Raw genomic sequence first — 12,276 nt, forward strand, 5'->3', positions numbered from 1 at the left:
GATTATTAGTGCAAATGTCCCGCCAGCCAGCGCTCAGCCTCGTCTTCAGCGATACCTTTGCGCCGCGCATAATCCGCCAGTTGATCCTTATCGATTTTACCGACATTGAAGTACTGCGCATCGGGGTGAGAGAAATACCAGCCGCTCACCGCAGAGGCGGGGTACATCGCATAGCTTTCGGTCAGTTCTATTGAGGTGCTTTCGGTTACATCCAGCATTTCAAACAACTTGGCTTTCTCGGTATGATCCGGACAGGCTGGATAGCCGGGCGCCGGCCTTATGCCCTGATAGGCCTCGCTGATCAACTGTTCATTGGCATAGGCCTCATCTTTGGCATAGCCCCAGTAATCCTTTCTGACTGCTTGATGCATGTATTCGGCAAACGCTTCCGCCAATCTGTCGGCCAGGGCCTTGAGCATAATGGCGCTGTAATCGTCATGATCCTGCTCAAACTGCCGCAGTTTTTCTTCTATGCCGATACCGGTTGTGACGGCGAATGCGCCAATATAATCGGCTTTGCCGCTATCGACCGGCGCGATAAAATCGGACAGGCAGAAATTTGGCCGGCCCGGCGCCTTCATGTTCTGTTGCCGCAAGTGATGCAAGGTCTCGAGTATTTGTCGGCGCGAATCATCCGTATAAACAATGACATCATCGCCATCGCTATTGGCTGGAAAAAAGCCGATAACAGCTCGGGCGGACAGCCATTCCTCGGTAATGATTTTTTTCAGCATGACCTGGGCATCGTCAAATAATTTTCTGGCCTCATTGCCGATGACTTTATCGTCGAATATTTTCGGATAACTGCCAGCCATTTCCCAGGTTTGAAAGAACGGTGTCCAATCGATATACCAGACCAGCGTGTCCAGCGGGAAATGATCGATGACTTTGGTACCCAGAAACGTGGGTTTGACCGGCTCATAATTACCCCACACGTATTTATTGCGCCTTGCCGCAGCCAGCGTATGTTGCTTGGTTTTCGCCTCACGACCTTTATGCCGCTCTCTGACCTCTGCGTATTCCGCACGGATTTTTTTGACGAAATCATCTTTCAGCTCATCGCTCAGCAGATTGCTGGCTACACCGACACTTCGGGACGCATCGGTCACATAAACGGTAGGCCCGTGGTAGTTAGGTTCGATTTTTACCGCCGTATGCGCGCGCGATGTAGTGGCACCGCCTATCATCAACGGGATAACAAATCCCTGGCGCTCCATTTCCTTGGCCATATGCACCATTTCATCAAGGGACGGTGTAATCAGGCCGCTTAAACCGATAATATCGACGTTTTCCAGACGCGCAGTCTGCAGGATTTTTTCCGCCGGCACCATGACGCCTAAATCGATAACTTCATAGTTGTTGCATTGCAGCACGACGCCAACAATATTTTTGCCGATATCGTGCACATCGCCCTTGACCGTGGCCATCAGGATTTTACCGTTAGTCCTGATGTCACCGGATTTGTCGGCTTCCATGAACGGCATTAAATAAGCGACGGCTTTTTTCATGACCCGCGCGGATTTGACGACTTGAGGCAGGAACATTTTACCGGCGCCGAACAGATCGCCGACCACATTCATGCCATCCATCAATGCGCCTTCAATAACATGCAGAGGCCTTTCGGCTTCCAATCTCGCTTGTTCAGTATCCTCATCAATATAATCGGCGATACCTTTGACGAGAGCATGTTCCAAGCGTTTATTGACGGGCCAACTGCGCCATTCCTGATCCTCCTGTTTTACCGCAGTGCTGCCGTCGCCGCGATATTTCTCGGCCAGATCCAGCAACTTTTCCGTTGCGCCCGCATGACGATTCAATACCACATCTTCGACCGCATCGCGCAGATCTTCGGGGATATCGGCATAAATCGCGAGCTGGCCGGCATTGACGATGCCCATATCCATGCCCGCATGGATGGCATGATATAAAAATACCGCATGAATCGCTTCCCGCACCGGATTATTGCCGCGGAAAGAAAACGATACATTCGACACACCGCCTGAAACCAGCGCATGCGGCAACGTTTGTTTGATTTCGCGCGTGGCATCAATGAAATCCAGCCCGTAGTTATTGTGTTCGTCAATACCGGTCGCGATCGCGAAAATATTCGGATCAAAAATAATGTCTTCAGCAGGGAAGCCGACCTGCTCGGTAAGAATTTTATAAGCCCGCCGGCAGATTTCGACTTTTCTTTCTTTCGTATCAGCCTGGCCCTCTTCATCGAAAGCCATGATGATAGCCGCCGCTCCATAACGACGGACCAGTTTGGCGTGCTGTATAAAAGCCGCCTCGCCTTCCTTGAGCGAGATGGAATTGACGATACCTTTGCCCTGGATGCATTTAAGGCCGGCTTCCAGAATCTCCCATTTGGATGAGTCCAACATGATAGGCACTTTGGCGATATCAGGCTCGGAGGCGATCAGACTAAGAAAGCGCACCATCGCTTGTTTCGAGTCCAACATGCCTTCATCCATGTTGATATCGATAATCTGGGCACCGTTTTCGACTTGCTGCTTGGCGATGTCCAGTGCGGTCTCGTAGTTACCTTCGACAATCAATCGTTTAAATAACGCTGAGCCGGTTATATTAGTGCGCTCGCCCACATTCACGAATAAAGAATCAGGACCTATGTTCATGGGTTCCAGGCCGGCTAACCGGCATTGCTTCTCGATGTTCGGAATAGGTCTAGGGCGGTATTCCCGCACGGCTTCGACTATCGCCTTGATATGCGCCGGGGAAGTACCGCAACAACCGCCGATAATATTCAAATAACCGCTACGAGCCCAGTCTGCCAGTTCTTCGGCCATCGCTTCCGGCGATTCGTCATATTCACCGAACTCGTTAGGAAGGCCGGCATTCGGATGCGCAGAAACATGCGTATCCGCAATCGTTGATAATTCATCAATATGCTGGCGCAATTCTTTAGCGCCTAGCGCACAGTTAAAACCGAACGCAACCGGCTCGATATGTCTGAGTGAATTCCAGAACGCTGCCACGGTTTGTCCGGACAGCGTTCTGCCCGAGGCATCGGTAATGGTACCGGAAATCATGACCGGTAGCTTGTAACCGATTTGTTCAAAATACTGCTCAACCGCAAAAATGGCCGCTTTGGCATTGAGCGTGTCGAAAATGGTTTCAATCAGGATAATATCAGCGCCGCCATCGACAAGTCCGCGCGTCGCTTCAGTATAGGCCTCAACCAGATCGTCAAAGGAAATGTTGCGAAATCCCGGATCATTGACATCGGGAGACATGGAGGCAGTGCGATTGGTGGGGCCTAAAACGCCGGCGACAAATCGGGGTTTTTCCGGTGTCTTTTTGGTGAACTCGTCGGCAGCCTGTCTTGCCAGACGGGCCGATTCGACGTTAATCTCATAAACCAACGCTTCCATTTCATAATCGGCCATGGCAATGCGGGTAGCATTGAACGTATTGGTCTCAACAATATCGGAACCGGCTTCAAAATAAGCCTGGTGAATAGCTTTGATGATATCGGGCTGAGTAATCGACAACAAATCGTTATTGCCCTTAAGATCCACAGCCCAGTCCGCAAAACGCTCTCCCCGGTAATCTTTTTCTTCCAACTTGTAGCTTTGGATCATTGTCCCCATCGCTCCATCGAGAAATAAGATTCGTTGGGATAATTGCTGCTTTAGTAATTGTATTTTGCTCATTGAGACTGCCAAGGTGTATCAGTTGGAATAAACATTAGTAGCGATAATCGCCTTGAATATAATCATTGCTTAAAAAGCGATCAACCACTATTATTTTGGTATTTTATTTGGAGAAGGACATGTCAAAGCCAACGGTTATTCAAGTAATTAAGAGCGTTCTGTCTGCGGTCATCGGTGTGCGGAGCGAGGAGGATAGACAAAAAGACTTCGAACAGGGATCGCTTTCCACTTATGTTGTCGTAGGGCTAATTTTTATTGTTCTTTTTGTTTCCGGCCTTATTTTCCTTGTTTCCCTTATCACAGGTAACTAAGGGCATTTCTCTCTTAATTTTTATCATGGCGATTTTTTAAACATCATTGATAAGACCAGATGGTATCGGCATAGATTAAGCTTCAATTAACAATAAAACCGTCATATTCCATTAACTACATGCCTAAAAGACTTGTATTTATTCTTGAATTGATGGCGAAACCGAGCATCTCCCCATTCTCATTTGATTCTGTCTGAAAAAAAAGGTTCTGATATTTTTCAATTGGCTTCAAACCAGCTGTGTTGCCCTCCATGCCGTAACAAAACTGCGCCTACAGCCATAAAAAAAGCCCAAGCTGCGCTTGAGCTTTAATTTTAAGGGAACTATTTTTACTTTTCTGTTGTTTTAAAGCTCTGTTTTATGCCTTGAAACAGTTCCTTGAGACCACTGAATAGATTAGCCAAATTAAATTCTTCTTTAAGAACGAACTTATTGCGAACCACTGCAACGGCCATAAAACCGGCAATTGGAGGCATCAATTCAAAAAATATCGATAATAAAATACCGCCTACTCCTTGAAAACCACTTTCATTTTTTCTATCGCCAATACTCAATAAATCTCGTTCATAACCTGCGTTGCTCTCACTGCCTTTGATCGCCTCTAAAATATAGATATTGAACTGAACCAATAGCATTTGCACCGCAAAAAAGACCGCCGCACTGATCGCGACCCACATCAGCACATTATTTATTTTTGCTCTCATGGCTGACTGGTAAACCCAGAGAGCCGCAATAATCATTATAATACCGCCTATCATCGTTATACCTCTTTTTTAATTATCATTTTTTTGTCAGGAAGAAGAAAAGATATTTGCATTTCAAAACCATGTTGGCGCCGTCTTTTTCAACAACCCTGCATGATTCGTACTTTTCTCGTCCAGGTGTAGATTGCTTTTTCAGTACGCCATCCTCCACGGAATACTTCAAGGCTGCCTTAAATTCACTGGTGCGCCCGACAGAGTCAGTTGCTGTTGTTTGCAGCGTACCATCATCCTTGAAATCCCACTCAACGGTAATTTCCTTTTTTTCTCCGTCCAGTTTAATCGCTTCCGCATACAAGTTCCATTTTCCCAAGATCTCGGATTTGTCCTTTAATAGGACATCGGCATTCGCAGAGAGCGCAAAGAAAATTGCCGCCAGCGGTAATAGTTTAATGTATTTCTTCATCTTTTTATCTCAATATATCTGCTTTCAGGCCCTAGATTTTAAAGTATAACACAGCGGCTATCGAGCTTTAAATTTCAGCCAAGCGCAACGCCAACAGATCATCTCCCTTAGAAATCCTATAACAATTAACCCTTGACATTAACTTTACCTAAAGTATCATACGATTTCCGTTTGCTATATCATTAGCAGTTTCTAAATTACAAATTATAGGTAGGACACTCATGGGAGCGATCTTAGATATCACCGAAATGTTAAAAGAGCCAGCTGGCATGGTCGGCGCAGTTGTTGTTATAGCCGCTGGCTATTTCCTCGTAAAATGGGTTTTCGCTGAGCACCCAGACGACGAAAAGTAAGTTTTAACAAATTCGTCCCTACTTGGGCCGCTCACGCTTGGTTCACTAGCGTTTGTAGCGGCCTCAGTTTAGCCCCATATTTCCCCCCCGCAAGACGCATATTTATTTTATAATTTATACATTGATTGCTTCGTTTTTCGAATTTTAAAATGTATAAATTACTATCCTCCAAGATTTGGGATCTTCATTCCAAACAAGCACCTGCTATAGGTATAGGCCTGTTTCGATTATTTTATGGACTGGTCACCTTCCAGGAAATTATTTTCCTCTTGTATTTCAATCACTTGATTTTTGATCCGATACCCTATATCGATGTGGAATTCCCTATGATTCCCTTTTTTTTATGCCTATGGGGAATCATTGCCTTTTTTATCATCATCGGCTATCGCTATCAATTTGCAGTTATTTGCAATTATATCTTCTGGATAGTTTTTGTGAATTTTACGCCTATGCAACGGGATTTTGACGGCGGCTTTGATGTATTCATGATAGGCGCAGGATTTTTCTTGCTTTTTATGCCTGGCAACCGCGCCTTTTCCATAGACAGTCTCAGACAAAAGCTCAGCACACCTTTTACCCACTACAGCACTCATTCCAAGCCAACTGTTTCAGCTCTTGCTTATTACCTGCCTGTTGCCATTTGTCTTGGACTCCTTTATTTCGACTCCGCAATTCATAAAATGTTTGCCGAACACTGGCGCAATGGCCTTGGCTCCTGGTTACCATCCACGCAGCCCTACTATGTTTCGGCAATTGATATGTCCTTTTTATTAAACAATGAGTTTTTGGAAAAGACCATCGGCTATACTATTCTAGTCTTTCAGTTTACTTTTATATTTTTCTTCTCTAACCCTCATTTACGCATAGTTTATTTACTAGTCGGGGTCGGGCTTCACTTAGGCATTACTCTGTCTTTTAATATCTATCCTTTTGGTATGGGCATGCTTATATTTTATACGCTACTCATTCCATTTAGCTGGTGGAGATCCCTTGGCGAACTGGTTATCTCAAAACACCCCTCGCTTATTGTCTTTTATGATCAGCAATGTCCACTATGCAATCGAACCGTCCTCACCCTCAACCATTTCGATATTTTTAAAAATATCGATTTTAAATCGGCTCAAGAATACGCTTCCGACTATCCCGTCCTTGCATCATTAACCAACGAAACCTTACTCACTGACTTATATGCGTTAGATAATAATAGCCGCATCTACTCCGGCATTGACACTTATATTCAAATTTTTGCAAAAATGCGCTATCTGCTCCCCATTAGCGTACTTATGCGCCTACCCGGCATTTACCATTATGCCTCAAACAAATACCGAGCCATTGCCGATTCGCGCACCCGTATTTCCTGCTCATCCGATTGCATTGTAACGACACCACTATCTGATAATAGTTTTTATCATCGTTTTTTTGAACAATTCGCAACTCGCACACCAAAGGTGTTTTCGACCCGACTTTCAAAAGCACTCATCGTCATATTATTTTTGCAATTAAACAGCACCATACATTACGGTCTAATCTACAGGTTTAATCTAGATACAAAGCAGAACATTATTGCCTCGACTCTTGCTCAGGCAAGCAATTCATCATTATTGCTCTCTCAAAACTTTTCCGGCATTACACCTCATGCACTTTATCTACACGATCATTTTGCCGGCTATGACCATATTTTGGGCATTACTTATATCGATAAAAATAACGCCGAACATTGGTTGCCTTTCGTTAACGAGGAAGGCCGATTATTAGCGCCAAATTGGGGCAGAGTCCATTCCATGTGGGCAAATATTGCTGTCACACCTAATATAGATAACAAGCGTTTACACAAATTTATTATGAAAGTAACCGCTTTTTGGGGGCAAAAAATTGGCTTGGATCTTGACGATACGTTATTCCATATAAAGCTTAAGAAAATTGACGCGCCCGCATATTGGGTTCACGACCAACTACATAAAAACTTTTCATCTCCATGGAGTACGATTGGCACAGTCAAATGGAATAATGGCACTGTAGCCATTGAACTGCCTGAGAATATCAATGAGCTATAACTTTACAGAGAAATTTAGAAATATTTTATTATTGCATCATCAATGTAGTCATGATATAAATTGCCTGTGCTTAAAAAAACTGGCGCAAAAATAATTAAAAATAATTCACACCCCATTGGAGGATATTATTATGAAGAAAGTATTATCACTTTTAGCTATGGCATTAATGATTGTTGGCTTAACTGGCTGCATCGATGATCCAGATGGCACTAAACAAAAAGTTTCCAGCTCTATCGAACTTTAAGAAATAGAGCCCGTATAATCAAAGAACCCGGCTTAACGCCGGGTTCTTTGTTTTTGCCCTTTTGGCATGCCATTTAACATACGTTCTGGCACAGCCACCTATCAAGCCATAAAGCCCCCACTCCATCGCCTATTTTCTTCTAACCAAATCTATTGATCCTTGGCTATAAGTGTTTAGGTTCATAATGGATTCCAGGGAACTCTCTGGTAATCAGTTCCAGCAGTGAACTTAATAATGCTTGACCGCGTTTAGTTGCGTTATGCACAAACTTCGAAGAAGCCTAAATAAATGGGCTGATGCGCTTGAGAAATCGCGCAAGGCAAGCATAACCAGGAACTCAACTTTGATCAAAAACCTTCCATCGCTCACATACACCTCATAAAATCCATCGCGCGCAATTTCCCGGCACCATGGCAAACGCGCTTTTTCGAGCGCATCCCCATGACTCCAGACGGTCATAAATCGCCTATTCATTGATGTAAACGGCGTACCCGGCGCTATCATGTTTTGAATAATGGGGGCAGGATAGTCGCTTGCCGGACATTTTTTAATATCTTAATGATCATTGGCACGCCGTGCTGAATCTTACCCAATATCAGCGGCTTTTGAGCTATGCTCATTTCTGGTGTATGACTTAGAGATGAAAGCGGTGTAACCTGTTGGTAAAGATCTCGCCAGATCAACCACCAATATGAAGAAAACACCGCCATGACAGATAGTAATGTCATTAACCTGAATAAGCCAGAACAGAATGATCCGTTGCAGGAAGTGCTGCGTGAAAACTACTGGCTGCCGCCATTGAAGCCGAGGTCGCCGCCTTTCTCTCGCAGCACAGCGCCTTAAAAACCGATGAACATAAAGCCGCCGTGGTCCGGAACGGTTATCTGCCTGAGCGTTCGATTCAAACACCGGGCTCGGCGACATGGCGGTCAAAGTGCCGAAAGTACGGGATCGCTCCGGCTCGGGTATCAAGTTCAACAGCAGCCTGGTGCCGCCCTATTTGAAGCGCACCAAGAATATTGAGGAATTTCTGCCCTGGCTTTACCTGCGAGGCATCTCAACCGGGGATTTCTCGGAAACGCTGAAGCACCTGCTGGGCCCGGAAGCGCCGGGCTTGTCAGCGGCTACGATCAGCCGTTTAAAACAGGACTGGGAGCAGGATTACCAGGACTGGACCCGGCGAGACCTGAACCAAAAGCGCTACGCCTATGTCTGGGCCGACGGTGTTTACAGTCATGTGCGCATGGACGACAGGCTGTGCCTGCTGGTGATCACCGGTTCCGATGAAAACGGCCGCAAGGAGCTGGTGGCTTTATCCGACGGCTACCGTGAATCGGCGGCAAGCTGGGAAGAAGTGCTGACGGATTTGCGGCAGCGGGGACTGAAGACGGCGCCCAAACTGGCCAATGGTGATGGAGCGCTGGGGTTCTGGAAAGCGGTGGGTAAACTCTGGCCGGAAACCGATCAGCAGCGCTGCTGGGTGCACAAGACGGCCAACGTCCTGGAAAAACTGCCGAAAGCCATGCAGCCCAAGGTCAAGGAGGCGCTGCACGCGATCTGGCAGGCGGAAACTCGGGAACAGGCCTATAAAGCCTTTGACCACTGCCTTGAGCGGTTCGAGCCGAAATACCCGAAAGCGATGGCGTGTTTGGCGAAAGACAAGGAGGCCATGCTGGCCTTTTACGATTATCCGGCCGAAAACTGGCAGTACATCCGGACCAGCAATCCAATCGAGTCGGTTTTTGCCACCGTCAGGCTGAGAACGACCAGAACCAAGCATTGCGGCAGCCGGACAACTACCCTGGCGATGGCGTTCAAGCTGATGGAAACGGCCCAGAAAAAATGGCTGCGCTTAAGAGGCTATCAGCAGTTAGCCGATGTCATTACCAGCTTGAAATTCGTCAATGGCATCAAACAAACCGGAGATCAGCAACAGGACGCCGCTTGATTCTCTATACACCAGATTTGACAATAGCTCTTCTTTAACCACTTATTCCCTAAAACCGTTTATCTTTAGAGTGCGCTATATATTTGCACATCGGTCATGACCGAACCAAGTGCTATTTAAAATTTCGAATATGTTCGGGCTTTTCGTGTACGGTTAATGTATAAAGCTCATTGTACAAGCCCTTTCGCCGCACCTAGTGAATCCGTTATTCAGCAGGATTGAGTAGGGGCGAATAGCTGGTGTGCGCCAAGACCAAGCGCCGGCAACGACATGAACTGTGCGGTTTCGGCAAGCAACATCGGTCTCCATTCGCCGGCCATGAATTTTGGCATTATCGAGCAAAAAGTTAGCCGGTTGAAGCCTTTTTGCAGAAACAGGAACACAGTGAGCACGACGCCCATGATCCGCCTGTTCATTAATGCTTTGCCCGTTAAAAGTCAACACGCGTGTTTCCGTTCCGCTTTGAACATCGACTGTCAGGAAGCCGGGGCTTGGTATTTTTCTTAGCTCAGGCTTAATACGTATAGGACACACTCTGTAAAACAAACTTGTCCAGTACAATCACTGCGGCATCGTCACTGATCTGTGCCGTTTTTTAAGTCCGCGATAAAAAGGAGCCTGCGCTTGTGCTTCAGCATGACCGCAGTCGTGGCTCACTTTTTGTAGCGACAGACCCCATTGTTCGAACAGTTGATACAAGCGCGCACCGCTGATCTTGATGCGCCACTTGCGCTCGATCACTGCGCGCACCTGTTCCACCGTCCATTGATAGCTATTGATGACATAATTGGCCGACATCTTATGCAGCATCATATAGCGCACGATACACTGTCTCTGTTCGGACAAATATTGTTCCCGATGCTCCTCGGGGCCCGCTCAAACAATTATTAAAGCCGCCGGTAATAAATGTAGAGCCAATGCACCAGCATCTACTGACGCACCTCTGGTTGACAGCAAACTAACAAGGCTCCGCCCATCCCAAATGGCTTTCAGCGTCAAAGCCGTCTACGCGACTAACGCCTTTGATGTTCATAATACCGTTTCCGCCAAGCTTTCCGACCTTGCGCGGCGCCAGACTCTGAAGACGTATTCTACGGATCATACATGGTCCTTAAATTCAATTTTTCAGTAGCCTTAAAAGATAGACGATTTTTGGATCAAATAGAGTATTTTATTTGATCGCACTTTCAAAAAAAAAACCCCCGTCACCTATTCGGTAACGGGGGTTTTTAACCCTTAACTTACAGCCAAAGCTGTCAGTTAATTATTCATTAGATGAATGTTGGGATTAATGGTGCATCTACCATAGTCATTTGACGGTTGCCAGCTTCATCAAAGAAGAATAACAATCCAGCAAAACGGCTGTCTGGATCATAGATCAAGTCAGCTAAACGGTAAACTTCCCATGCAGCGTCAGAAGCTGTTACTTCAACAGTTCTTGATTCACCTGGAGCGATTGGGCTGTTATCGCTAACAGTCAAACCTTCTTCAGCTAACAAGTCATCTGGATAGTTAGTTTCATCTTCAGCAACTGCTGGATCCATGAAACGAACACCAGCTGTGTTGAATTCGCCTAAACGAATAGCTGAATCACCGTTGTTAGTAATAGTCAGTGTCATTTGCATAGCACGACCTGGTACACGGTAAGAAGCATCTTCAACTTTAACGCTAACTGTAGTTGCAGGCATTTCAATTGGCTTCATACCACGCATCAAACCAGCTTGCAGAGGAGTTGTTACAGGATACTGTTCGTTTGTGCTGCCCATTGAGAAAGCAACGATAGCGATAGTACCAGCTGCAAAGCCCATTGCAACTTTCTTGTCGGTAGCAGTGATTAAAGAATCACCTTTGCCTGACTCAACAGCGATTGAACGAGGAACGAACATTGGTTTACGAGCCCAATATACCAACCAAGCCAAGCCAAGAGCATACCAGAAAGCGTGCCAGAAGTAGATGTTACCCAGGTTGAAGTTTTCCAGGTCGATAGTTTCGCCTGTCAAAGTTGTAATTGGGTTAACAAATGATCCCATTGAACCAGTAATAGTTACCCATTTACCTGGACCAATGATTGGACCACCGCCTTCAACGTTCATCATAGTGTGAACGTGCCAGTCACCTGGACGACGTGCTTTTAACAATACTTTAAACTCATAAGTTTCGCCCAGCTCCAAAGTTACTGAACGAGGAACCAATTGACCACCGATCCATGATCCTGCACGAATAAATACAGGGCCTGGGATACCAATGTTCAAGAATGATACTTCTGGTTTATCAACAGTTTCAGGCCATCCAGCGAATACGTGGAATTTACCGGAAATTGTCATTGTATCGTTAACTGCTACTTCTTCTTTTGACCAGTTTAAGTCAAACCAGTGAATAGTACGCATACGCATGAAAGCGGCCTGTGACTTTTCACCGTGTGCAGATGCAGTTGGCGTGTAGAACATCGCTGCTGTAACAGTCATCAGCAGTGCGACAAAGGATAATTTAGCAACTTTGTCTTTAATCAATTTCATATATCCTCC

The 12,276-nt window shown here is 45.9% G+C and carries 10 protein-coding genes and 1 pseudogene; 4 read left to right on the forward strand and 7 right to left on the reverse strand.

Annotated features, from left to right (window positions below):
* Window positions 1-5 precede the first annotated feature (5 nt).
* Window positions 6-3,674, reverse strand: a complete 3,669-nt coding sequence (metH, locus tag METMA_RS0105805; protein WP_027147073.1) for a methionine synthase — start codon at window positions 3,672-3,674, stop codon at window positions 6-8.
* Window positions 3,675-3,793: 119 nt separating this feature from the next.
* Between metH and METMA_RS0105810 the strand changes: the two genes are divergently transcribed.
* Window positions 3,794-3,985 carry a DUF2970 domain-containing protein gene (locus tag METMA_RS0105810; protein WP_020158132.1) on the forward strand — a complete coding sequence of 64 codons (192 nt, stop codon included), beginning with the start codon at window positions 3,794-3,796 and terminating at the stop codon, window positions 3,983-3,985.
* Window positions 3,986-4,314: 329 nt separating this feature from the next.
* Here METMA_RS0105810 and METMA_RS0105820 read toward each other — a convergent pair whose 3' ends face one another.
* Together METMA_RS0105820 and METMA_RS0105825 are read right to left on the reverse strand one after the other, a co-directional pair.
* On the reverse strand, window positions 4,315-4,743 hold the full coding sequence (locus METMA_RS0105820; RefSeq protein WP_020158134.1) for a hypothetical protein: 429 nt from the start codon (window positions 4,741-4,743) through the stop codon (window positions 4,315-4,317).
* 22 nt (window positions 4,744-4,765) lie between these two features.
* The gene (locus METMA_RS0105825; RefSeq protein WP_020158135.1) at window positions 4,766-5,152 is read right to left on the reverse strand and encodes a hypothetical protein; all 387 of its coding nucleotides are present in this window, start codon (window positions 5,150-5,152) and stop codon (window positions 4,766-4,768) included.
* A 221-nt stretch (window positions 5,153-5,373) separates the two neighbouring features.
* Here METMA_RS0105825 and METMA_RS28000 point away from each other — a divergent pair, with 221 nt between their 5' ends.
* Together METMA_RS28000 and METMA_RS0105835 are read left to right on the forward strand one after the other, a co-directional pair.
* Window positions 5,374-5,505, forward strand: a complete 132-nt coding sequence (locus METMA_RS28000) for a hypothetical protein (protein WP_006890565.1) — start codon at window positions 5,374-5,376, stop codon at window positions 5,503-5,505.
* 149 nt (window positions 5,506-5,654) lie between these two features.
* Entirely contained in the window at window positions 5,655-7,559 is a 1,905-nt protein-coding gene (locus METMA_RS0105835) for a DCC1-like thiol-disulfide oxidoreductase family protein (protein WP_020158136.1), read from the forward strand.
* A gap of 472 nt (window positions 7,560-8,031) precedes the next feature.
* On the opposite strand, the gene METMA_RS0105840 is transcribed toward METMA_RS0105835, so the two are convergent.
* On the reverse strand, window positions 8,032-8,262 hold the full coding sequence (locus METMA_RS0105840; RefSeq protein WP_040590397.1) for a hypothetical protein: 231 nt from the start codon (window positions 8,260-8,262) through the stop codon (window positions 8,032-8,034).
* Window positions 8,263-8,511: 249 nt separating this feature from the next.
* On the opposite strand from METMA_RS0105840, the pseudogene METMA_RS24055 reads away from it, so the two are divergent.
* A pseudogene (locus tag METMA_RS24055) lies at window positions 8,512-9,751 on the forward strand (IS256 family transposase).
* Between the two features lie 209 nt (window positions 9,752-9,960).
* Here the strand turns inward: METMA_RS24055 and METMA_RS0105855 are convergent.
* The 3 genes from METMA_RS0105855 to amoB all read right to left on the reverse strand — a co-directional run bounded on the left by METMA_RS0105855 (window position 9,961) and on the right by amoB (window position 12,267).
* Entirely contained in the window at window positions 9,961-10,167 is a 207-nt protein-coding gene (locus METMA_RS0105855) for a hypothetical protein (protein ID WP_040590400.1), read from the reverse strand.
* Window positions 10,168-10,312: 145 nt separating this feature from the next.
* Window positions 10,313-10,597: a helix-turn-helix domain-containing protein gene (locus tag METMA_RS0105860; RefSeq protein ID WP_152564991.1), complete on the reverse strand. Its 285-nt coding sequence runs from the start codon at window positions 10,595-10,597 to the stop codon at window positions 10,313-10,315.
* 425 nt (window positions 10,598-11,022) lie between these two features.
* The gene (amoB, locus tag METMA_RS0105870) at window positions 11,023-12,267 is read right to left on the reverse strand and encodes a bacterial ammonia monooxygenase, subunit AmoB (RefSeq protein ID WP_020158143.1); all 1,245 of its coding nucleotides are present in this window, start codon (window positions 12,265-12,267) and stop codon (window positions 11,023-11,025) included.
* Between the last annotated feature and the right edge of the window lie 9 nt (window positions 12,268-12,276).

Source organism: Methylobacter marinus A45, from assembly GCF_000383855.1.
GTDB lineage: Bacteria > Pseudomonadota > Gammaproteobacteria > Methylococcales > Methylomonadaceae > Methylobacter > Methylobacter marinus.